This window comes from Nonomuraea sp. NPDC049486, from assembly GCF_040676925.1.
GTDB classification, from domain to species: domain Bacteria; phylum Actinomycetota; class Actinomycetes; order Streptosporangiales; family Streptosporangiaceae; genus Nonomuraea; species Nonomuraea ferruginea.
Map to the genome: position 1 here is coordinate 340,408 of NZ_JBFAPV010000010.1, position 21,946 is coordinate 362,353.

Annotated in this window: 23 protein-coding genes, 1 tRNA gene and 2 pseudogenes; 21 read left to right on the forward strand and 5 right to left on the reverse strand. The window is 69.7% G+C overall.

What is annotated here, in order from left to right:
* Positions 1–98 precede the first annotated feature (98 nt).
* From AB0K05_RS28870 to AB0K05_RS28895, 6 genes and pseudogenes are all read left to right on the forward strand, one after another.
* Positions 99–329 (forward strand): annotated as a pseudogene (locus tag AB0K05_RS28870) (amino acid permease); the annotation flags it as partial.
* Between the two features lie 55 nt (positions 330–384).
* Positions 385–1,284 carry an APC family permease gene (locus tag AB0K05_RS28875; protein WP_364233155.1) on the forward strand — a complete coding sequence of 300 codons (900 nt, stop codon included), beginning with the start codon at positions 385–387 and terminating at the stop codon, positions 1,282–1,284.
* 33 nt (positions 1,285–1,317) lie between these two features.
* Positions 1,318–3,180: an acyl-CoA dehydrogenase family protein gene (locus AB0K05_RS28880; RefSeq protein ID WP_148036753.1), complete on the forward strand. Its 1,863-nt coding sequence runs from the start codon at positions 1,318–1,320 to the stop codon at positions 3,178–3,180.
* 209 nt (positions 3,181–3,389) lie between these two features.
* Positions 3,390–4,649 carry an extracellular solute-binding protein gene (locus tag AB0K05_RS28885; protein WP_148036754.1) on the forward strand — a complete coding sequence of 420 codons (1,260 nt, stop codon included), beginning with the start codon at positions 3,390–3,392 and terminating at the stop codon, positions 4,647–4,649.
* A 65-nt stretch (positions 4,650–4,714) separates the two neighbouring features.
* On the forward strand, positions 4,715–5,599 hold the full coding sequence (locus tag AB0K05_RS28890; protein WP_148036755.1) for a sugar ABC transporter permease: 885 nt from the start codon (positions 4,715–4,717) through the stop codon (positions 5,597–5,599).
* A complete protein-coding gene (locus AB0K05_RS28895) occupies positions 5,599–6,486 on the forward strand; it encodes a carbohydrate ABC transporter permease (RefSeq protein WP_148036756.1) in 888 nt (295 codons plus the stop codon). Before AB0K05_RS28890 ends, AB0K05_RS28895 begins: the two co-directional genes overlap by 1 nt.
* A 467-nt stretch (positions 6,487–6,953) precedes the next feature.
* On the opposite strand, the gene AB0K05_RS28900 is transcribed toward AB0K05_RS28895, so the two are convergent.
* On the reverse strand, positions 6,954–7,592 hold the full coding sequence (locus AB0K05_RS28900) for a DsbA family oxidoreductase (RefSeq protein WP_364233158.1): 639 nt from the start codon (positions 7,590–7,592) through the stop codon (positions 6,954–6,956).
* A gap of 81 nt (positions 7,593–7,673) precedes the next feature.
* Complete coding sequence (locus AB0K05_RS28905) at positions 7,674–8,036, reverse strand: antibiotic biosynthesis monooxygenase (RefSeq protein ID WP_364233160.1); 363 nt, start codon at positions 8,034–8,036, stop codon at positions 7,674–7,676.
* Between the two features lie 1,131 nt (positions 8,037–9,167).
* Between AB0K05_RS28905 and AB0K05_RS28910 the strand changes: the two are divergent.
* Both AB0K05_RS28910 and AB0K05_RS28915 read left to right on the forward strand, forming a co-directional pair.
* A pseudogene (locus AB0K05_RS28910) lies at positions 9,168–9,407 on the forward strand (class I SAM-dependent methyltransferase); the annotation flags it as partial.
* A 76-nt stretch (positions 9,408–9,483) separates the two neighbouring features.
* A complete protein-coding gene (locus AB0K05_RS28915; RefSeq protein WP_364233163.1) occupies positions 9,484–10,179 on the forward strand; it encodes a hypothetical protein in 696 nt (231 codons plus the stop codon).
* 185 nt (positions 10,180–10,364) lie between these two features.
* On the opposite strand, the gene AB0K05_RS28920 is transcribed toward AB0K05_RS28915, so the two are convergent.
* Positions 10,365–11,099: a methyltransferase domain-containing protein gene (locus tag AB0K05_RS28920; protein WP_148036760.1), complete on the reverse strand. Its 735-nt coding sequence runs from the start codon at positions 11,097–11,099 to the stop codon at positions 10,365–10,367.
* A gap of 117 nt (positions 11,100–11,216) precedes the next feature.
* On the opposite strand from AB0K05_RS28920, the gene AB0K05_RS28925 reads away from it, so the two are divergent.
* Positions 11,217–11,756 (forward strand): RNA polymerase sigma factor, encoded by a 540-nt coding sequence (locus AB0K05_RS28925; protein WP_148036761.1) that lies wholly within the window; start codon positions 11,217–11,219, stop codon positions 11,754–11,756.
* Entirely contained in the window at positions 11,743–12,462 is a 720-nt protein-coding gene (locus AB0K05_RS28930) for a hypothetical protein (protein ID WP_364233167.1), read from the forward strand. Before AB0K05_RS28925 ends, AB0K05_RS28930 begins: the two co-directional genes overlap by 14 nt.
* Here the strand turns inward: AB0K05_RS28930 and AB0K05_RS28935 are convergent.
* Positions 12,451–13,470, reverse strand: a complete 1,020-nt coding sequence (locus AB0K05_RS28935) for an adenosine deaminase (protein WP_364233169.1) — start codon at positions 13,468–13,470, stop codon at positions 12,451–12,453. The two genes, AB0K05_RS28930 and AB0K05_RS28935, sit on opposite strands and share 12 nt — an antisense overlap.
* A 101-nt stretch (positions 13,471–13,571) precedes the next feature.
* Here AB0K05_RS28935 and AB0K05_RS28940 point away from each other — a divergent pair, with 101 nt between their 5' ends.
* On the forward strand, positions 13,572–14,051 hold the full coding sequence (locus AB0K05_RS28940) for a hypothetical protein (RefSeq protein WP_364233172.1): 480 nt from the start codon (positions 13,572–13,574) through the stop codon (positions 14,049–14,051).
* Positions 14,052–14,106: 55 nt separating this feature from the next.
* Here the strand turns inward: AB0K05_RS28940 and AB0K05_RS28945 are convergent, their stop codons facing one another.
* Positions 14,107–15,315, reverse strand: a complete 1,209-nt coding sequence (locus AB0K05_RS28945; RefSeq protein ID WP_364233175.1) for a pyridoxal phosphate-dependent aminotransferase — start codon at positions 15,313–15,315, stop codon at positions 14,107–14,109.
* 168 nt (positions 15,316–15,483) lie between these two features.
* Here AB0K05_RS28945 and AB0K05_RS28950 point away from each other — a divergent pair.
* The 10 genes from AB0K05_RS28950 (at position 15,484) to AB0K05_RS28995 (ending at position 21,425) form a co-directional block, all read left to right on the forward strand.
* Positions 15,484–15,556: transfer RNA gene (locus AB0K05_RS28950), tRNA-Trp, on the forward strand.
* A 76-nt stretch (positions 15,557–15,632) separates the two neighbouring features.
* Complete coding sequence (secE, locus tag AB0K05_RS28955; RefSeq protein ID WP_148036766.1) at positions 15,633–15,872, forward strand: preprotein translocase subunit SecE; 240 nt, start codon at positions 15,633–15,635, stop codon at positions 15,870–15,872.
* Between the two features lie 67 nt (positions 15,873–15,939).
* Positions 15,940–16,701: a transcription termination/antitermination protein NusG gene (nusG, locus tag AB0K05_RS28960; protein ID WP_148036767.1), complete on the forward strand. Its 762-nt coding sequence runs from the start codon at positions 15,940–15,942 to the stop codon at positions 16,699–16,701.
* Between the two features lie 118 nt (positions 16,702–16,819).
* Positions 16,820–17,251: a 50S ribosomal protein L11 gene (gene rplK, locus AB0K05_RS28965; RefSeq protein WP_148036768.1), complete on the forward strand. Its 432-nt coding sequence runs from the start codon at positions 16,820–16,822 to the stop codon at positions 17,249–17,251.
* A 58-nt stretch (positions 17,252–17,309) separates the two neighbouring features.
* Entirely contained in the window at positions 17,310–18,032 is a 723-nt protein-coding gene (rplA, locus tag AB0K05_RS28970; RefSeq protein WP_148036769.1) for a 50S ribosomal protein L1, read from the forward strand.
* A gap of 186 nt (positions 18,033–18,218) precedes the next feature.
* Positions 18,219–19,046 carry an LppX_LprAFG lipoprotein gene (locus AB0K05_RS28975; protein ID WP_271279686.1) on the forward strand — a complete coding sequence of 276 codons (828 nt, stop codon included), beginning with the start codon at positions 18,219–18,221 and terminating at the stop codon, positions 19,044–19,046.
* A 240-nt stretch (positions 19,047–19,286) separates the two neighbouring features.
* Entirely contained in the window at positions 19,287–19,811 is a 525-nt protein-coding gene (gene rplJ / locus AB0K05_RS28980) for a 50S ribosomal protein L10 (RefSeq protein ID WP_148036771.1), read from the forward strand.
* 67 nt (positions 19,812–19,878) lie between these two features.
* A complete protein-coding gene (gene rplL, locus AB0K05_RS28985; protein WP_148036772.1) occupies positions 19,879–20,274 on the forward strand; it encodes a 50S ribosomal protein L7/L12 in 396 nt (131 codons plus the stop codon).
* 180 nt (positions 20,275–20,454) lie between these two features.
* The gene (locus tag AB0K05_RS28990) at positions 20,455–20,934 is read left to right on the forward strand and encodes a hypothetical protein (protein ID WP_364233181.1); all 480 of its coding nucleotides are present in this window, start codon (positions 20,455–20,457) and stop codon (positions 20,932–20,934) included.
* Positions 20,931–21,425, forward strand: a complete 495-nt coding sequence (locus tag AB0K05_RS28995) for a hypothetical protein (protein WP_271279687.1) — start codon at positions 20,931–20,933, stop codon at positions 21,423–21,425. The genes AB0K05_RS28990 and AB0K05_RS28995 overlap by 4 nt, the downstream gene beginning before the upstream one ends.
* The last annotated feature ends 521 nt before the right edge of the window (positions 21,426–21,946 follow it).

The window sequence follows — 21,946 nt, forward strand, 5'->3', positions numbered from 1 at the left end:
GAATCGAACGTTCGGTCGGTGGAACGCCGAGACTGCCGATCGGATGCGTAGCGTCTGTCGGCATGAATGGGCGAATGGGTGCCGGACAGGGCACCGCGATGCTCCTCGGCGGCGTGCTGGGACCGGGCATGCTCGTGCTGCCCCAGCTCGCCGCCGCCGCGGCCGGGCCGGCGTCGGTGCTGGCCTGGGCGGGACTGCTGGCGCTGAGCGTGCCGGTCGCGCTGACCTTCGCCGCGCTCGGCGCGCGCCACCCCGACGGCGGCGGCGTGGCCGCGTTCGCCGCGCGCACCTTCGGCCCGAGATGGGCGGCGATGACGGGATGGTGGTTCTACGGTGCGGTCCCGCTGGGCACCGTGGCCGCGGCGCTGGTCGGCGGGGGGGTACGTGGCCGACGCCTTCAGGGTCGACCGGATGGCCGCCGCCGCGCTGCTGGCCGCCGCGTTCCTGGTCAACGCGGCCGGGCTGCGCACCTCGGGGCGGCTGCAGCTCGCCCTGCTCGGCGGGCTGGTCGCGCTGCTCGCCGCCGCCGTCGTCACCGCCGCGCCGCACGCGGAGGCGACCTCCTTCACCCCGTTCGCCCCGTGCGGGGCCGCGGGCGTGGCGAGCGCGGCCGGGGTGCTGCTGTTCGCCTTCGTCGGCTGGGAGGCGGCCAGCCACCTGTCAGCCGAGTTCGCCGACCGGCGCGGCCTGGTGCGGGCCACGGCCGTGGCGCTGGTAGTGATCATCGTGCTCTATCTGGGCGTCTGCCTGACCACGATCGGCGTGCTCGGCGACCGGGCCGGCACCACGGCGGTGCCGCTCGCCGCGCTCCTGGAGATCGGCTTCGGCCCAGGGGCCCGGCCGGTGACCGGCGCCGTCGCGGTGCTGCTCACCTTCGGCGCCATCAACACCTACATCGCCGGCGCCTCCCGGCTCGGCGCCGCCATGGCGAGGACCGGCGCGCTGCCCGGCTGGTTCGCCAGCGGAGGTGAGCCCGGCCGGACGCCGCTGCGCAGCCTGGCGCTGCTGGCCGCGCTGAGCGTGCCGGTGCTGTTCCTCGCGGGCGACCTGGACGTGCTCATGCGGGCCACCGCCGCCTGCCTCGCCGCGGTCACCACCGTCGGGGTGGCCGCCGCCGTACGGCTGCTGCCCGCCGGAAGGCAGCGCGCCACCGCGGTCGCGGCCACCGCCCTGTCGGCTGTGTCGCTCGCCTGTTGCGGCTTCTACCTGCTGGTGCCCGCGACGCTGGGCCTGCTCGCGACCGTCCTGGTCGTCGAGCTGCCGCGCCGGCCGCTTTCTCGCTGAGTCGATTCGGCGTACTGTCGGCGGGAGGATGCCATGAGCGAGTACGCCAAGGCAAGGGAGCTCGGCGAGCAGGCCCGCGAGCAAGAGTGGACCCGCCCGAGCTTCGCCAAGCAACTGTTCCTCGGAGATCTCCGGCTGGATCTGGTGCATCCGGTGCCGTCCGTGCCCGACGAGGCGGCCAAACGCGGCGAGGAGTTCGTCCGGGCCGTCCGCCGATATCTCGACGCGCACGTGGATCCCGCCCGGATCGAGCGGGACGGGGTCATCCCGGACGAGGTCGTCAAAGGCCTGGCCGGGCTGGGAGCCTTCGGGATCACGATCGGTGAGGAGTACGGCGGGCTCGGCCTGCCGTACCTGTACTACTGCCGCGCGCTCATGCTGGTCGGCTCGTACTGCCCGGCGCTGGCCACGCTGCTGTCGGCGCACCAGTCGATCGGGGTGCCGCAGCCGCTGAAGCTGTTCGGCAGCGAGGAACAGAAGCGCGAGTTCCTGCCCCGGTGCGCGCGCGGCGAGATCTCCGCGTTCCTGCTCACCGAGCCCGACGTGGGCTCCGATCCGGCCCGGCTGTCGACCACCGCGGTGCGTGACGGCGACGCGTACGTGCTCGACGGGGTCAAGCTGTGGACCACGAACGGCGTGGTCGCCGACCTGCTCGTGGTGATGGCCCGTACGGGGAAGAAGATCAGCGCCTTCGTGGTCGAGGGCGACTCGCCGGGCATCACGGTCAGGCGGCGCAACGCGTTCATGGGGTTGCGCGGCATCGAGAACGGGGTCACGGAGTTCTCGCAGGTCAGGGTCCCGGCGAAGAACCTGATCGGGCGGGAGGGCGAAGGGCTGAAGATCGCCCTGACCACGCTCAACACCGGCCGGCTGTCGCTGCCCGCCAGCTGCGCCGGGCACGCCAAGTGGGCCGTGAAGATCGCCCGCGAGTGGGCGAACGCCCGCGTCCAGTGGGGCCGCAAGGTCGGCGAGCACGAGGCCGTCGCCACGAAGATCGCCTTCATCGCCGCGACCGCGTACGCCCTGGAAGCCGTCTCCGACCTGACCGCCAGGCTGGCCGACGGCGAGGGCAGCGACATCCGCATCGAGGCGGCGCTGGCCAAGCTGTACGCGACCGAGATGTCCTACCAGGCGCTCGACGAACTGGTCCAGATCAGGGGCGGGCGCGGCTACGAGACCGCCGAGTCGCTCGCGGCGCGCGGCGAGCGCGGCGTCCCGGCCGAGCAGATGCTGCGCGACACCCGGATCAACCGCATCTTCGAGGGCTCGTCCGAGATCATGCGGCTGCTCATCACCCGGGAGGCGGTCGACGCCCACCTGACCGCCGCCGGCGAGCTGATCAACCCGGACTCCTCACGGCAGGAGCGCGCCCAGGCGCTCAAGCGGGCCGGCCGCTTCTACGCCCGCTGGCTGCCGTCCCTGGTCACCGGGGCGGGGCACCTGCCGACCGCCTTCTCGGAGTTCGGGCCGCTGGCCACGCACCTGCGCTTCGTGGAGCGGACCAGCCGCAAGCTGGCCAGGTCCACCTTCTACGGCATGTCCCGCTGGCAGGGGCGACTGGAGCACAAGCAGGCGTTCCTCGGCCGGATCGTCGACATCGGCGCCGAGCTCTTCGCCATGACCGCGGCCTGCGTCAAGGCCGCCGAGGACGAGGGCGACCTCGGACGCCGGCCGCTGGAGCTGGCCGACACGTTCTGCCGGCAGGCCAGGCGGCGGGTGGACACGCTGTTCGACAGGCTCTGGGACAACAGTGACGACCACGATGTGCGGCTGGCCCGATACGTGCTCGACGGCCGTTACTCCTTCCTGGAGGAGGGCATCCTCGACCCGTCGATCGAAGGACCGTGGATCGGCCGGCCGGAGGGTGGCGAGAACGTCCGCAGGAAGATTCGCTGACAAGTGGTCTAGACCGCGTGTGCAGAACTCTTCCCCTTACTGTTGCCGTTCTGCAATTTACCGGTATAGACCGCCAGGCGAACCCCGGCTTACGCTTGCGCAAACGCGTGGGGCCGTGACGCTCGCGGCCCCATACCCCTGGGCAGGGTCTGGCAGCTGGTACGGACCAGCACGACCCGTCCGATGAGAAGGCGGTACTTACGGTGAGAATGAGACTTGTGGGCGGCGCCGCTCTCGGCCTGGCTACCGTGCTGGTCCTGTCCAGCTGTGGCTCCGGCGCGTCGGAAGGCGGCGGCGACCAGGCGGCCGACGGCGGCCAGGTCACGCTGAAGATGGTCGCCGCCGACTACGGCGACGGCCCCGGCAAGCCCAACTCCGGAGAGAACTTCTGGAAGGGCGTGGTCGACGAGTTCCAGGCGGCCAACCCGAACATCAAGGTCGACGTCCAGGTCATCAACTGGAACGACATCGACAAGCAGGTCGCCACCATGATCCAGAACGGTCAGGTGCCCGACATCCTGCAGACCGGCGACTACTCCGGATTCGTCGCCGACGGCCTGCTCCACAAGGTCGACGAGGTCCTGTCGCCCGAGGTGTCCGGCGACATGCTGCAGAAGTTCGCCGAGTTCGGCAAGGTCGACGGCACGGCCTACGGCATCCCGTTCGTGTCCTCCGCCCGCGCCCTGTTCTACAACAAGGACCTGTTCGAGAAGGCCGGCGTCGCCGAGGCACCCAAGACCTGGGACGAGCTCAAGGCCGCGGCCGAGAAGCTCAAGGCCTCCGGCGTCAGCCAGCCGTTCGGCCTCCCGCTCGGCCAGGAGGAGGCGCAGGCCGAGTCGTTCCTGTGGATGCTCGGCAACGGCGGCGGCTACAAGGACGACGCCGGCAAGTGGGCGATCAACTCGCCGCAGAACGTCGAGACCTTCACCTACGTCAAGGGCCTCGTCGACGCCGGACTCACCACCCCCAACCCCGGCACCAAGGACCGCAAGACGGTCTGGGAGGACTTCGGCGCCGGCAAGGTCGGCATGGTCAACGGCGGACCCATGTCCATCCCGATCTTCGACGCGGCCGGCCTGAAGAACTACGGCGTCGCGCCCATCCCCGGCAAGACCGGCCCGCTCGACACCACCCTCGGCGTCATGGACTGGATCATGGCGTTCAACAAGAACGGCCGCGCCGAGGAGATCAAGAAGTTCTTCGACTTCTTCTACACCGGCTCCGCCGCTGAGAAGATCAGCGAGACGTACAAGCTGCTGCCCGTCACCAACGGCGGCATCGAGAAGCTGTCGGGCGACGAGAAGCTCAAGCCGTTCCTGGACGCGCTGCCCAACGCCAGCTTCTACCCGTTCCAGGACGAGAAGTGGGCCGAGCTGAACCCGGCGATCAAGCAGACCATCGGCGGCGCCGTCAAGGACGACCCCGCCGCGGTCCTCGGCGAACTCCAGAAGACCGCCGAGGCCGGCTGAACGACGGGGGCCCGTACGGCCGGCGTCTCACCTGAGGCGCCGGCCGTACCTCCACGGAGGAACTTATGAGAAGGTTGCGCGCCCTGGAGCCGCTGGCCTGGATCGGGCCCGCGGTGGTGCTGATCGCCGTCGTCGTGCTCTGGCCCGTCGTCGAGATGATCCGGTCCTCGTTCCTGGAGATCAGCCGGGTCGGCGTGGTCCGAGGCTGGAACGGCTTCGACAACTACGACAAGCTGTTCGCCGAGAAGGACTTCGCGGACATCATGGTCCGCAGCGTGGTCTGGGTGGTGGCCGTCGTCGTCCTCACCGTGGTGATCTCGCTCGCGCTCGCCCAGCTGTTCAACCAGCGCTTCCCCGGCCGCAAGGTCGCCCGCTGGGCGCTGATCGCGCCCTGGGCCGCGTCCGTGCTGATGACCGCCATCGTCTTCCGGTGGATGCTCGACCCGGAGGTCGGCGTCATCAACCAGATCAGGCTCAGACTCGGGCTCATCGACGCGCTCGGCGGAGCCTCCGCCGACCAGCTCGGCGACGCCTCCACCGCCATGCCGTGGCTGGTGTTCGTCGCGGTGTTCGTGTCCGTCCCCTTCACCACGTACGCGCTGCTCGCGGGCCTCGCCACCATCCCCGGTGACGTGTACGAGGCAGCCAAGATGGACGGCGCCTCCCGGCCGCGCACCTACTGGTCGATCACCCTGCCGCTGCTCCGGCCCGCGCTGACCGTCGCCGTGCTGATCAACATGATGAACGTCTTCAACAGCTTCCCGATCATCTGGGCGATGACGCACGGCCAGCCCGGATACTCGACGGCCACCTCGACCATCTTCATGTTCATCCTCAAGAGCTCCGACATCGGCGAGTCCGCCGCCATGTCGGTCGTCAACTTCGGAATGGTGCTGGTGATCACCGCGGTCTTCCTCAAGATCTCGCGCTGGAACAGGGCGGTGGCGTGATGGCAGTCGAGACGGCGCCCAAGGCGCCCGCCCGCCCCGCCCGCCGCCGGCCCGCGCCGGTCGGGCACCGCGCCATGCCCAGGCTCAAGACCACGGTGACCGCGGCCGTCGCCTACGTGGTCGCGTTCATCTTCCTGTTCCCGTACCTGGTGATGCTGCTGACCTCGCTGCGTCCCCAGGAGACGCTGCGCGATGCCACCATCCTGCCCACGCAGTGGGAATGGGCCAACCTGGTCAACTTCTGGAGCAGCGGCCTCGCGGGCAACCTCGTCGTCACCCTCCAGGTGGCCGCCGGCTCCACCGTCCTGGTGCTCCTGGTGGCGCTGCCGGCCGCCTACTACTCCGCCCGGCACAACTTCAGGGGGCGGACATTCTTCCTGATCCTCGTGCTGATCACCCAGATGTTCCAGCCGACGGCCATGCTGGTGGGCATCTACCGCGAGTTCTCCCAGCTCGGGCTGGTCGACTCGATCTGGTCGCTGATCCTGGTCAACGGCGGGTTCAACCTGGCGTTCGCGGTGTGGATCCTGAACGCGTACTTCTCCTCGATCCCGCGCGAGTTGGAAGAGGCCGCGTTCATCGACGGCAACGGCCGGTTCGGCGCGCTGTTCCGCATCACGCTCCCGCTGGCCATGCCCGGGGTGATCACCGCGCTGATCTTCACGTTCATCGCGGCCTGGAACGAGTTCGTCGTCGCCCTGACCCTGACCACCACGCCGGAGAACCAGCCTCTGACCGTGGCGCTCAACTCGTTCATCGGCCAGTACCAGGTCGACTGGCAGAACCTGTTCGCCGGGTCGGTCATCGCCACCATCCCGGTGATCATCCTGTTCGCGTTGATCGAGCGGAAGGTGGTCGGCGGGTTGACGGCGGGGTCCATCAAGTGACGTCCGGCTGAGGACCCTCCCGAAGGTCCTCAGCCGGAGGCTCAGCCCAACTTGCATGGCCCTCGCGGCAGACGCGCTCCGCGCGATCCCAGCTCGGGCTGTGTTGTGCGGGGGCGAGCCCCCGCGCCCCCTGGTCAAGGGCGTGGTCTTCGCGGTGGGTGGCGCTTCGCGCCGATCAGCTCAGGCGTGTAGTGCGGGGGCAGGCCCCCGCGCCCCCGAGCGAGAGGGCTACCGCCCCCTCGCGCTCCCCGGTCCTTGCCGAGTTCAGCGCCCTTTCCTGTGCGTCCCAGTTCAGCGGCGTTCGGTCCTTGCCCAGCTCGGTGCTCTGTCCCGTGGGGCCCGGTTCAGCGGTGCCCGGTCCTTGCCGAGTTCAGCGCCCTGACCCGTGCGGCCCAGTTCAGCGCCCTCCTTTGCGAGGATCGGCGGGAGCACGGGATAAAGGGCAGATTGGGCGCTCGGATCGCCGATCAGCCGGACCCGTCAAGGGCCGCGAGACCATGCTCCAGGAGCCGGTACAGATCAGCGACAGGCTGGACGCCGGGGACCGGCGGTCGGCCGTCGACCACCAGGCTGGGCACGCCGGTGACGCCGTGTTCGGCCGCGCGGCGCCGGTCGGCGCGGACCTCGTCGGCGTAGCCGTCGCCGGCCAGGACGGCACGCACCTCATCGCCATCGAGCCCGGCCTGGTCACCGAGGCGACGCAGGACCTGCACATCGGCGACGTTCAGGCCCTCGGTGTGGTAGGCGTGCAGCAGCAGTTCCATCATCTCGTCGGCGCAGTCGCGGTCGGCGGCCAGCTTGACCAGGCGGTGCGCGTCGAAGGTGTTCACCGGGCGAGCCAGATGCAGGTTCAGCTCCAGGCCCTCGGCCGCGCCCAGCGACCGGATCTGCTCGACGCGGGCGGGCGCCTGCTCGCCCCACCACTCGGCCATCGCCTCGGCAGCGGTCGGGCCGGGGGTGCGCTCCGCCTCCGGCGCCAGCTCGTAGCTGCGCCAGGCGACCTCGACGCGAGCGCGGCCGGAGTGCTGCGCCAGCGCGGCCGTCAGGCGTCTCTTGCCGATGTAGCACCACGGGCACAACACATCGGCGTAAATCTCAAGCTTCATGAATGACCTGCGCAATCGATCGTTACTGATGAGATGGGGTTCGCAGTGTCGGCAGGCATGGCCGCAAGCTGCCGGGCGCGATCACGGGTCCAAGCGCTGAGGGCCGGGACCGATCTCGCGGACGACGGTGTAAGTAGGGACTCCGGTCATGCGTGGTTCGGCCCTGCCGGCCAGGCTTTCCAGCGCCTTGCCGATGGCGGCCATCCGGCCCTCGGTATCGGAGGTCTCCACGAAGTGGCGGTAGTCCGCCTCGCTCGCCCAGTGCACGATGTTGTACACGCGTGTGCCGTCGGTGCTCACATGGAAGCGGGCCGAGTGGTATCCGGGATGGAAACGCACCCACCGCTCCTGGATCTCGGCGAAGGCCTCCACCAGCTCGCGCTGTGTGTCGACGCCGTCAACGGTGTAGTCGATGATCGAATAGAAAGCAGAATCCGCGCTCACCTCCTCAAATCGCATACGAGGCAGGCCTCAGCGGCCATCGTGCAATCTCAACTGCGGTTGAGGTCAACCACATCTCGTCGCCATGTGCGGCCGATACGCCCAGATGGCGGGATCGAGCTGCGGCGCGGGCGCTGGACGGCGACTATCGGGCCGTTGAGCCGATGAGCTACGCCGGGGATCAGGTCACGGCTGTCGGCCATGTCTGCACACCTGTCCACGGACTTGGGGTCCCCTGGGGTTCCGATCAACCCGGTGAACCAATGCCACCGTCTTTCTGGTCAGCTATGGGGATGCCCGCGCGCCGCGTGGGCAGGGACCGGGGAGCGCGAGGGGGCGGTAGCTCCCTCGCCCGGGGGCGCGGGGGCTTGCCCCCGCACAACACGTCTGAGCTGATCGGCGCGGAGCGCCGCCCATTGTGAAGGCCGTGCCTTTGACCTGGGGCGCGGGGGCTTGCCCCCGCACAGCGCAGCCCGAGCTGGATTTCGCGCGGAGCGCGTCTACTGCGAGGCCCATGTCGCGCGGTTGCCCCGCATGCTGTGACCGCGGACTACGGCACCGGTGTCCACCTTCACGGATGCGCTCCGTACTCTCCGCGGAAACAGGCCAGCGCCACCTCGTCCTCGCGTGCGAGGTTCTCGGCAGCAACCTCCGCTGGCCGACATCCTGATCGGGAGGAAATGGCGAGAGCTGTGTGCGAAGGTTCCGCGTCGGCGCACCGCCACGGCGTGCAACCCTGACAGCGACGGCAACGACTGCGCCCCCGCGGAAACGATCTACGATCCGGACAAGGCCACGGGCTTCCTGCGAGCCGGCCGCTGAAGGGCTCTCATGGACTGGAAAGAGCGCGCCGAAGCACTGGCCGCCATCGCGACGCCGCCAGGGTCCCGCTGGCGGGCGCCGGTCGCTCGCACGCCCCGGCACACGTTCGTGCCTAACTGGTGGGAACCGGTGGAAGGCGGGTGGGCGCGGCGGGATGGCACCTCTAACCCCGGACAGTGGCTGAAGGCGGCCTACACGAACGCCACACTGGTGACACGGATCGGGCCGCTGCACGCTGACCATGCCGATCCGGGCGCCCGCGCGTCAGGCCGCCCCACCTCGTCGTCCACCCTTCCCGGGCTGGTCGCCCAGATGTTCAGGCATGCCTCGATCGACGACTCGTGCACCGTCTTGGACGTGGGCGCCGGCAGCGGATACGGCACCGCCGTGCTGTGCGCTCGGCTCGGCGACGAGCGGGTGACGGCGATCGACGTGGACCCGTACCTCGTCGGAGCGGCACGGCGGCGGCTCGGGGAAGCCGGGTACGAGCCGCGGCTGATCGCCGGGGACGCGACGCGCCCGCTGGACGGGCAGTGGGACCGGATCGTCGCCACGGTGTCGGTACGGCCGATCCCGCCGTCCTGGCTGGCAGCTCTGCACACCGGCGGACGGCACCACGATCTCCGGCATGGGGGTCATCCTCACGGCCGAGAAGAAGCCGGACGGCACCGCGACCGGCCGGATCGAGCGCGACCAGGCCATGTTCATGGGTACGCGGACGGGCGCCGACTATCCGCAGGCCGAGCACGCGCTCCTGGACCGGGCCCGCGTCGAGGAGGGCGAGCGGGTCGAGCGCGGCCGGTATCCGGTGGTGCCGGACGTGGTCGAGGCCTGGGACGTACGGACCATGCTGGAGATCAACGCCCCAGGCATCACGCACCATCACACGCGGGAGAACGGCATCCGGATCGCGATCATGGTGCATCCGGACGGATCGTGGGCGCGGGCCGAAGAGCGCGACGGGGAGGTCATCGTTCACCAGAGCGGGCCGCGCCGCCTGTGGGACTATCTGGACGAGGTGCGCGATCACTGGATTCGGCACGGCTTGCTGCCGTTCCATGGCGCGAAAGTGTTGATACGCCCAGATGGCGGGATCGAGCTGCGGCGCGGGCGCTGGACGGCGACCATCGGGCTGTCGAGCCGCTCCGGAGATCAGGCCACGGCTGTCGGCCTCGGGATCCCCTGGGGTCCCGATCAACCAGGTGGACCCATGCCACCGTCGTCCCGATCAACCAGGTGGACCCATGCCACCGTCGTCCTGATCAGCTATGGGGACACCCGGGCGCCGCATGGGCAGGGACCGGGGAGCGCGAGGGGGCGGTAGCTCCCTCGCCCGGGGGAGCGGGGGCTTGCCCACGCACAGCGCAGCCCGAGCTGGATTTCGCGCGGAGCGCGTCTACTGCGAGGCCCATGTCACGCGGCCGGGCATGGTTCGCACGGAGCAATCAGCCCGGCGAGCACCGCCGCAGAAGCGGCACCCGCACCGAGGAACCACGCGATGAAGAACGGTCAGCCGGGGACGCGGGCCACGCAGAAGACCGTCTGCCCGAACGGCGGCCGGATGAAGCGCTCGATGAGCCGCGTCATCGGCACCACCGTCCGGTCGTAGATCTTGACCAGCCGCGGGTCCGGGTAACCCACCCCACCCCGGCGCACCGCCGCCCACCAGGCGATGCCGCCCAGGAAGTTGATCGGCTTGAGCACCTCGATGTCCAGCCCCGCCTTGCCCACGGTGGCGGCCAGCGTCTTGGGCGTGTAGCGCTGCACGTGGCCGACCTTGCGGTCGAAGTCGCCGTACAGCTGCATGTAGCCCGGCACCCAGATGACGATCCGTCCGCCCGGGAGGGTGACGCGCGCCAGCGAGCGCAGCGCTTCGGCGTCGTCCTCGATGTGCTCCAGGACGTTCATCATGACCACGGTGTCGACCTTGTCCTTGAGCGGGATCTCGGTCGGCAGGGCGAACTGCAGCACGTCGATGTCGTCGCGGTCGGCGAAGCGCTTCTTGAGCTGCTCGACGCAGTAGGGGTCGAAGTCGCTGACGACCAGCCGGTCGAGCCGCGGCAGGAACTGCTCGGCGAAGTGGCCGAGCCCGGAGCCGATCTCCAGCAGGGACCGGCCGACGTGGGGGGCGACCATGTCGAACTCGTACTTGCGGTAGTTTCTGGCCTCGTCACCGCCGAGGTGGTTCTCCAGGGCCTCGTCACCGGCTGCCGGTTGGACTACACGGTCATAACCAGAGGACATAGTCGCCGATCCTTACGGGTTCGCGGGAATGGGCCAGAGTCTAGTGCCCGCCTCGCGCCGAAGGTCACGGAACACTCTTCCGTACCCGCCACGAATGCGGTGGAATCAGTCACGCCCATGGATGACGACGAGGCCATCGCCCGCTCGCTGGAGGGCGACCTGACCGCCTACGAGGTGCTGGTCGCCCGTTACAGCGCGCTCGCGCACCGCACCGCGGTCCTGTTCGGCGCCCGCGACGAGGCCGAGGACGTGGTGCAGGAGGCGTTCGTCAAGGCGTTCCGGCATCTCAGGACGTTCCGCCGCGACGCGGGTTTCCGCCCGTGGCTGCTGCGTATCGTGGCCAACGAGACGCACAACCTGACGCGGGCGCGCGGCCGCAGGTCGGAGCTGACGGTACGGCTGAGCGCCACGGCCGAGGCGAAGGCCCCCGACGACCCCGAGGGCACGGCCGTGGCGACGGACCGGCGGGCCCGGCTGCTGGAGGCGGTCAGGGCGCTGCCCGAGCGGGAACGCAGAGCCGTCGTCTGCCGGTACTTCTTACAGCTGTCCGAGGCCGAGACCGCCCAGGTGCTCGGCTGGCCGGTCGGCACCGTCAAGTCCAGGACGCACCGCGGCCTGGCGAGGCTCAGGGAGGAGGCAGGGCATGAGCTCGGATGAGCGCTTCGACGACATCGAGGCCGAGTTGCGCGCCCTGGCCGGCTCCCTCGACGTGCCGGCCCCGCCGCCCGAGCAGGTGGCGGCGGCCGTGAGGACCAGGCTGGAAGCCCCGCGGCCGGTCAAGCGGCGGCGGCGGTGGCGGATCGTCGCGGTGGCGGTGGTCGCCCTGGTCGCCGTCACGGCGGCCACCCCGCAGGGCAGGCAGGCGGTGACCGCGATCCTCCGTTACGCCGGGATCGAGCTGCGGCTCGGCGGCGACACGCCGGCTCCGGTGCCCACGCCGGCGCCGCTGCCGGGGGAGCGGGAGGTGCCGCCTGACGAGGTCGCCGGGCAGGTCGCGTTCCCGGTCAGGACCCTGGCCGCGCTGGGCGAGCCGGAACGCGTGACGGTCGCCGACGGCGGCCGGGTGGTGTCGATGTTCTGGCCGGACGGCATCCGGCTGGACCAGTTCGACGGCCGGATGGACCCGTTCTTCTTCAAGCGGCTCGGCCCGCCGTTCCCCGACGAGGTCGAGGTCGACGGCGTCACCGGCTTCTGGCTGCCGGGCTCGCACCCCCTCGGCTACATCACCCGCGAGGGGGGCGGGGAGGTGCCGCTGCGCCAGGCCGGGCCCACCCTCATCTGGCAGTCGGGCGACGTCGGCCACCGGCTGGAGGGCGCCCCGTCGATGGCGCGGGCGGCCGAGCTGGCCGGCTCACTCCGGTGAGGCCAGCCAGTCGTCGACGCCCTTGATCAGCTCCTTGCGGACCGGCTCGGGCGCGGCCGACGACCTGATCGACTGGCGCGCCAGCTCGGCGATCTCCACGTCGGTGAACCCGTACACCTCCCTGGCCAGCTCGTACTGGCGCAGCAGCCGGGCCCCGAACAGCAGCGGGTCGTCGGAGCCGAGCGCGACCGGCACCCCCGCCTCGAACAGCCTGCGCAGCGGCACGTCCGCCGCCCGCTCGGCCACCCCCAGCCCCACGTTGGAGGTCGGGCACACCTCGCAGCAGATCTGCCGCTCGGCCAGCCGCTCCATCAGCCACCGGTCCTCGGCCGCGCGCACGCCGTGGCCGACCCGGTCGGCGTCGAGGTCGTCGACGCACTGCGCGACGCTCCGCGGCCCCAGCAGCTCCCCGCCGTGCGGCACGGCCAGCAGCCCGGCCCGCTTGGCGATGCGGAACGCCCGGTCGAAGTCGCGGGCCTGGCCGCGCCGCTCGTCGTTGGACAGGCCGAACCCGACCACGCCCTTGCCGACGTACTGGGCGGCCAGCCGGGCGAGCGTGTTGGCGTCGAGGGGATGCCTGGTGCGGTTGGCGGCCACCACCACCGCGAGGCCGGTGCCCGTGGCCCGCGAAGCCTGCTCGGCCGCGTCCAGCACCAGCTCCAGCGTGGCCGTCAGGCCGCCGAACATCTGCTGGTAGCCCGACGGGTCGACCTGGATCTCCAGCCACCGCGACCCGGCCGCCGTCTCGTCCTCGGCGGTCTCGCGCAGCAGCCGGTAGACGTGCTCCGGCCGCCGCAGCACCGACCTGGCGATGTCGTACAGCCGCTGGAACCGGAACCAGCCGCGCTCGTCGGTCGCCCGCAACCGGGGCGGCCAGTCCTGCTCCAGCGCGTCGGGCAGGTGCAGGCCCTGCTCCCTGGCCAGCTCGATCAGGGTCGAGTGGCGCATGGAGCCGGTGAAGTGGAGATGCAGATGGGCCTTGGGCAGCGAGAGCAGGGACCTTGCCATCGCCATATTTTGCCACCGGACCGGGCCGCGACTTGCCGTGTCAGCACGGCTGTTGTAGGAGACTAGGGTCCTTCTTCCCGCGTTCCGGCCCTGGAGTGGTGATGCGGCGCCTGGCGACGGTGCTCCTGACACTGAGCCTTGCCGCGTGCGGCCCGTCCGCCCCCGCGCCGCAGATCGGCCGGCCCAGCCCGGTCGCCGCCGTGACGGGCCCCACGCTGTCGTGCGGCTCCGCACCCGTCGGCGTCGCCGCCATGCCCGTCGGCACCACGAGATCCGGTACGTTCCGGCACGTCAGATCCCTCACCCGGAAGCTGAAGGTCAGGGGCGAGACCTGGAGCCGGGGCGCCGAGCGACTGCACGTCGGCGTCGTCTGCGGGGTCAGGACCGCCGAGGAGTTCGCCACCCTCGTCGGCCGGGCCACGCTCGGCATGCACCACGGCAAGCCCGCGCTGAGCTGGGAGACCCGGGGCGACCTGCACAACTTCATGTGGCTGGAGCGCCCCGGCACCGCCGTCTACGTCGCCGCGACCCCCGGCCTGTCCACGGAGATCGACCGCATCGCCGACGAGGTGACCGGGTAACCCCCCTCGTTGCGGACGTCGCCGTGATCGCCCCGCGCGTTGCCGGGCGACGCGGTCAGTGGGCCTCGGCCAGCAGCTTGGCGAGGCGGCTGACGCCCTCCACCAGGTCGTCGTCGCCCAGCGCGTACGACAGGCGGAAGTAGCCGGGGGTGCCGAACGCCTCGCCGGGCACCACCGCCACCTCCGCCTCCTCCAGGATCAGCTCGGCCAGCTCGGCCGACGACCCCGGGCGGCGCCCGCGCAGCTCCTTGCCGATGAGCTCCTTGACCGCCGGGTAGGCGTAGAACGCGCCCTTCGGCTCCGGGCACAACACGCCCGGGATCTCGTTGAGCATCCGCACCATCGTCTGGCGGCGCCGGTCGAACGCCTCACGCATCCGCGCCACCGCGGACAGGTCGCCGGAGACCGCCGCCAGCGCGGCCATCTGCGAGACGTTGGAGACGTTGGAGGTGGCGTGCGACTGCAGGTTGGTCGCCGCCTTGACCACGTCGGGCGGCCCGATCAGCCAGCCGACCCGCCAGCCCGTCATCGCGTACGTCTTGGCCACGCCGTTGAGGATCACGACCTGGTCGCCCAGCTCGGGGACGGCCGTGGCGATGCTGGTGAACTCGGCGCCGCCGTACGTCAGATGCTCGTAGATCTCGTCGGTGACCACCCACAGGCCGTGCTCGGCCGCCCAGCGGCCGATCTCGACCGTCTGCTCGCGCGAGTAGACGGCGCCCGTCGGGTTGGACGGCGAGACGAACAGCAGGACCTTCGTGCGGTCGGTGCGGGCCGCCTCCAACTGCTCGACGCCCGCCAGGTAGCCCGTCGTCTCGTCGGTGACGACGTCGACCTGGACGCCCCCGGCCAGCTTGATCGCCTCTGGATAGGTCGTCCAGTAGGGGGCCACGACCAGGACCTCGTCGCCCGGGTCGAGCAGCGTGGCGAACGCCTCGTAGACGGCCTGCTTGCCGCCGTTGGTCACCAGCACCCGCGACGCGTCGGCCTCGTAGCCGGAGTCGCGCCGCGTCTTGGCGGCGATCGCCTGCTTCAGCTCGGGCAGGCCGCCCGCCGGGGTGTACTTGTGGAAGCGGGGCTCGCGCGCCGCGGCCACGGCGGCCTCGACGATGTAGTCGGGCGTCGGGAAGTCGGGCTCGCCCGCGCCGAAGCCGATGACCGGACGGCCGGCCGCCTTCATCGCCTTCGCCTTGGCGTCCACGGCGAGGGTCGCGGACTCGGAAATCGCGGAAATCCGTGTGGAGACACGGCGTCGGGTGGACATGCCTCCATGCTCCCACGCGCGCCCCCACGCCATGTGACCTGCGCGATCAGGTTTGGGTTCGACGTGGCGGGCAATCTTCCGTACACTTTCGCCAGGTCCTGCAGCCGCATGTCGATGTGGCGTTCGGTCCAGGCAGTAAGTCGATCAGGGTAGTGTGGTTGACGACATAGGGCACTGGCGCAATTGGTAGCGCACCGGTCTCCAAAACCGGCGGTTGGGGGTTCGAGTCCCTCGTGCCCTGCGAGTGCGGTCCGCGCAATAATGGCGTGTAGGCGCCGCATAACTGCGTTGGATACGACCGATTTCAGGTGAGGACTGTGGCGATCGACACGCGCGGCGAGACCGCAGGCAAGCCCAGTGGTGAGAAGAAGCGTACTTCTCCGGCCCTGTTCTACCGTCAGGTCGTGGCCGAGCTGCGCAAGGTCATCTGGCCGACGCGCAAGGAGCTGGTCACGTACACCACGGTTGTCATGGTGTTCGTGCTGATCATGGTCGGCATCATCTACGGCCTCGACGCCGCGTTCGGCTGGGCCGTCCTGCAGATTTTCGGCGGCTGATTCTGACGCAGACGGCGCGCGCCTGACGGAGCCGCCGTTCGATACCGACGAAAGAGGAAGAGTCACCGTGTCCGAATCTTCAGTGCCGGCCGACGAGCCCCGCGAGAAGTGGGACGCCGAGCCGGAAGAGGCCTCCCAGGCCGCTGAGGAGACCGTCGAAGACGTCGTGGACAGCGACGAGGTCGACGAGACCGCCGAGGCGGCCGTCGTCGAGGAGGACGGTGACGTCGAGCCCGACGTCGACCCGGTCGAGGAGTTCAAGCGTTCGCTCCGCGGCCTGCCCGGCGAGTGGTACGTGATCCACTCCTACGCCGGTTACGAGAACCGCGTGAAGTCCAACATCGAGAGTCGCAACGTGTCGCTCAACATGGAGGACTACATCTACCAGGTCGAGGTGCCGACGCACACCGTCCAGGAGTTCAAGAGCGGCAAGAAGGTGCCGGTCAAGGAGCGCGTGCTGCCCGGCTACGTCCTGGTGCGCATGGAGCTGACCGACGAGTCCTGGGCCGCGGTGCGCAACACCCCGGGCGTGACCGGCTTCGTCGGCCTGTCCAACAAGCCCAGCCCGCTCAGCCTCGACGAGGTGGCCAAGCTGCTCGCCCCGGAGCCGACCGAGGAGAGCAAGAAGACCGCCGCCAAGACGCCCTCCGGCCCCGCCGTCGAGTTCGAGATCGGCGAGTCCGTCACCGTCATGGACGGCCCGTTCGCCACCCTGCCCGCCTCGGTCAGCGAGATCAGCCCCGAGTCGCAGAAGCTCAAGGTGCTGGTCTCGATCTTCGGCCGGGAGACCCCGGTGGAGCTGTCGTTCAACCAGGTCTCGAAGATCTGAGACGATCACCTACAATTAAACGTTCGGTCGGCCGCCTGTCGCGAAGGGCGGCCTTCCGACATGTCCGGGCGCACCCGCGTTCCGGAAGGCATCACCATCAGGACCCGGAGAAGGACTCATGCCTCCGAAGAAGAAGATCGCGGCTCTGGTCAAGGTCCAGCTTCCCGCTGGCCAGGCCACGCCCGCACCGCCGGTCGGTACCGCCCTCGGTCCCCACGGCGTCAACATCATGGACTTCGTGAAGCAGTACAACGCTGCGACCGAGGCCCAGCGGGGCAACATCATCCCCGTCGAGATCACCATTTTCGAAGACCGCAGCTTCACCTTCGTCACGAAGACGCCTCCTGCGCCCGAGCTGATCAAGAAGGCGCTGGGTCTCGACAAGGGCAGCGCGACCCCGCACAAGGACAAGGTGGGCAAGCTCAGCCGCGAGCAGCTGCGCAGCATCGCCGAGACGAAGATGCCCGACCTCAACGCCAACAGCGTCGAGCAGGCCGAGAAGATCATCGCCGGCACCGCCCGTTCCATGGGCATCACCGTCGCCGACTAAGCACTTCCCCACCCGTGGGAGGGCCGCCCGCCGGCCCGCACACCACAAGGAGACAGACATGCAGCGCAGCAAGGCGCACAAGGACGCGGCGGCCAAGGTTGACCGCGACAAGCTCTACAGCCCGGCCGACGCGGCCAGGCTGGCCAAGGAGACGTCGACCACCAAGTTCGACTCCACCGTCGAGGTGGCGCTGAGGCTGGGCGTCGACCCCCGCAAGGCCGACCAGATCGTGCGCGGCACGGTCAACCTCCCGCACGGCACCGGTAAGACCGCCCGGGTCCTGGTCTTCGCGACCGGTGACCGTGCTGAGGCGGCCCGCGAGGCGGGCGCCGACATCGTCGGGGCCGACGAGCTGATCGACGAGATCTCCAAGGGCAACCGGCTCAACGAGTTCGACGCCGTGGTGGCCACGCCCGACCTGATGGGCAAGGTCGGCCGCCTGGGCCGCGTCCTCGGCCCGCGCGGTCTCATGCCCAACCCGAAGACCGGCACGGTGACGCCCGACGTGGCCAAGGCCGTGACCGAGATCAAGGGCGGCAAGATCGAGTTCCGCACCGACCGGCAGGCCAACCTCCACTTCATCATCGGCAAGACGTCGTTCCCCGAGCGCCAGCTCCTGGAGAACTACGCGGCCGCGCTCGACGAGGTGCTGCGGCTCAAGCCGTCGGCGGCCAAGGGCCGCTACATCAAGAAGGTGACGTTCTCCACGACCATGGGCCCCGGTGTCCCGGTCGACCCCAACGTCACCCGCGGCATCGTCGGCGAGCTCGACGCCGTCTGACGAGTTTTTCTGGAAAGGCCCCGGCGTGCTCCGCGCCGGGGCTTTCCCATGTCCGGGGCCTTTTTCCCGGGTCCGGATATTCACGGCTTCCTTCGTACGGAACGCCTCTCAGGGACATCCCTGGGTTTTCCATGAGAAGCTGCGGGAAAGCGCTACGAGAAGCCAGCTGACACGTAGGGTCGATACATGTTCAAGCGCAGGTTTTCTCTCGCCATCGCCGCGGCCGCGGCCGCTCTGGCCGCGACAGCGGTCGCCGGCTGTGGAACTAACGCGCAGCCCATTCAGGTGAATCTCGCCGCCTCCGAGGTGCTCGCCCAGGCGGCCCAGAAGACGACAGAGGTCAGTTCTTACACGGTTGACGCGGTCGTCGACGTCTCGCACCCGCAGGAGGGCGAGGGCAAGGTTCAGGGCCGCATGGTCTACCAGAGCCAGCCCCAGCTCGCCCTTGACCTGACCGTGGACACCGCCGGCGTCGGCGGCAGGGAGCTGCCCGGCGGCGCCCGGGTGATCCTCCAGGGCGACACGGCGTACGTCAAGGTCGAGACGCTCAACAAGGTGCTCGGCGCCACCAAGCCGTGGATCAAGGTGCCGCTCGCCGAGGCCGGCGACCGTGCCCAGGTGGACCAGATGCTGGGCCAGGTGCAGCAGTTCGACCTGGCGAACGTGACCAAGATGATCACCACGTCGCAGGACGTCAAGGCGGCCGGCAACGAGAGCGTGGGCGGCACCGACACCACCCACTACAGCGGCACCTTCCCGGTGGAGGCGGCCGTGCAGCAGCTGCCCGCCGAGGAGCAGGACCAGGCGCGGAAGAACCTGGCCGAGCTGAAGGACGTCAAGTTCGACATCTGGGTCGCCGCCGACGGCCTGCCCCGCAAGCTGACCCTGAGCGGCGCCAAGGAGGGCGGCACGCTCGACGCGACGCTGATGTTCAAGGGCTACAACGAGCCCGTCGACATCCAGGCCCCGCCCGCCGACCAGGTCGGTGAGCTGCCGAAGGGCACCACCAACTGAGAACGATTTGGAAACTCGGCGGCCAGCACGTAGTCTGGTCGTTGCCGAAGACCGCCGGTCGTCGCCAGGTGCCTCAAAGCCTGGCGACCGAAGGATCCACCTCAGGTGGACGGCCCGCGCAGGTGTGATGCGAGTTTCCCATATGGTGCATTCCATGTGTGTGAGCCCCGTGTGCGCCCTGCGCCCGGGGCTGTTCTCATGTCAGGGCCCTTCACCGGTGGCACACCTGGAAGGAGGCCCATGGCGAGGGCGGATAAGGCGACAGCGGTTGCCGAGCTCAAGAGCGAGTTCGAAGGCAGCGCCGCCGCCGTTCTGACCGAGTACCGCGGTCTCACCGTTGCCCAGCTCAAGCAGCTGCGCGTCTCTCTCGGTGAGAATGCGAAGTTCGCCGTGGCGAAGAACACCCTGACCAAGATCGCGGCCAACGAGGCCGGTCTCGCGGGTCTCGACGACCTGCTCACCGGGCCGACCGCGATCGCCTTCGTCAACGGCGACGTTGTCGAGGCCGCCAAGGGTCTGCGTGACTTCGCCAAGGCCAATCCCCTTCTGGTGATCAAGGGTGGTGTCCTCGACGGCAAGACGCTGGACGCCACTGAGATCACCAAGCTCGCCGACCTCGAGTCCCGCGAGGTTCTCCTCGCGAAGCTTGCTGGCGCGATCAAGGCGAAGCAGAGCGCTGCCGCCGCTATGTTCGCCGCGCTGCCCACCAACATGGCTCAGCTGGCCGACGCTCTTCGCGCCAAGCGCGAAGAGGCGGGCGAGTAGCTCGGGGATTGCCGCAACACCGCGGTCCCGTTCCTAAATTTCGCAAGTCCCTTACGGAGGAAACATCATGGCGAAGCTCAGCACCGACGAGCTGCTCGACGCGTTCAAGGAGATGACCCTCCTCGAGCTTTCCGAGTTCGTTAAGCAGTTCGAGGAGACCTTCGACGTCAAGGCCGCCGCCCCGGTCGCGGTCGCCGCCGCTCCGGCCGCCGCCGGTGGTGGCGAGGCCGCCGCCGCTGCCGAGGAGCAGGACGAGTTCGACGTCATCCTCGAGGCCGCCGGCGACAAGAAGATCCAGGTCATCAAGGAGATCCGCGCCCTCACGTCCCTCGGCCTGAAGGAGGCCAAGGACCTGGTGGACGGCGCTCCGAAGAACGTCTTCGACGGCAAGGTCAACAAGGAGCAGGCGGAGAAGGCCAAGGCTGCCCTGGAGGGCGCCGGCGCCACCGTCACGGTCAAGTAAGACCGAACGCTTCGAAAGGGGCGGTCACACCCAGGTGCCGGGTGTGCCGCCCCTTTCGCATGCCCGACCGCGATCCATGCCATTCGGGTCCGGTTCGTACCGTGTGGGGCGATTGGCAGGTCCCGGAGAAGACGGGCGGGTTATGATCCCGGCGACCGGCCGGGAGGGGGGTGAGCGCGGATGTCCCGCATGGTCGTCCCGGTGCTCGCCGTCCTGGCGGCGCTGCTCGCGGCGGCGGCGGTCTGGCTCGGCGTGCAGGAGCGCGACGCGCAGGCCAGGGCCGACGACCGGCAGGCGGTGCTGCGCGCGGCGGGCACGCACGCGATGAACCTGCTCTCGCTCCACCACGAGACCGTCGACTCCGACGTGCACCGCATCCTGACCAGCTCCACCGGCGCCGCTAGGGCCGCGTACGAGGCCGCGGCGGACGAGATGATGCGGACCACGCGCAAGAACAAGGTCATCCAGGAGGGCGTGGTACGCGCGTCAGGGCTGGAGTCGATCTCCGGGGACACCGCCAGGGCGCTCGTGGTGGCCGACGTGGTGATCCGCTGGGACGGTTCCGACGACGCGCCCCAGGAGCGCTTCTACCGGTGGCGGATGGACCTGGCCAAGGTTCAAGGGGTCTGGCTGGTGTCGAAGGCGGAGCAGGTCACGTGAGGGCCGTGCTGGTGGTGCTCGGCGTCCTGGTGCTCGCCCTGGGCGCGGCGGCGGGCGTGCTCTGGTCCGACTGGCGGGCCCTGCGCGGCGGCGAGGCCGCGGGCGCGGAGGCCATGGCGGCCGCCAAGGCGGTCGCGCCGGAGCTGCTCTCGTACGACTACCGCACGGTCGAGCGGGACCTGGCGCGCGCGGGGCAGCACACCACCGGGGCGCTCACCCGGCAGTACGCGGAGCTGTCGGGGTCCCTGTCGACCAGAGCCAAGGAACGCAAGATGGTCCAGACCGCCTCCGTCGTGGCCGCGGCGGTGGAGCGGGCGGAGCCGGACAGGGTGGAGGTTCTTCTGTTCGTGAACACGGGTACGATCACGGAGGCCGCGGGGAAGGCCGGGCCGCGCCAGCAGGTCAGCCAGACCCGGGCCAGGTTCGTCATGATCAGGCAGGGCGGCAGGTGGCTCGTCTCGGACCTGTCGACTCTGCTCGGGACCGCCTGAGAGGGCCCCCGGGCGCGCCGTGTCCTTCAATTGTTACCAAAAACTAGGTTTAGTGAGTCCTTTGTCGCGGGTATCTCCGTCACTGCTACACCGGTTGTCGGCCTGGGTTCGACCCCCGGTGTGACGGAGCGTTAACCGCCCCCGTTCGCGGGTATCGTCTTGGGCCTGGCGGTAGGCGATCAGTCACACAGGGGAGAAAACCCAGCGTCTGAGCCCCTAGGCGGCTAAAAGTCGGGCTTGCGGGCTTGACGGATTCGTTCAGACGAGCGATGCTGCGACCAACGTGAAGCATGCAGCGAGAGCGAAGTGGACAGGCGTGTGCCGTTCGGCTACACTGCCCCTTTGCGCTGCCCTTTGACGACCCGCTCCGCTTGCTCACGTTGCGAGGTTGTCTGGCGTGCGTGTAGTCAGTCCGCCGCGAGCCCTCGGAAGGACATCTGTTGGCAGCCTCGCGCAACGCCTCCGCCGTACCCGCTGGTCCCCGTCGCGTCTCTTTCTCGCGTATCCAGGAGCCGCTCGAA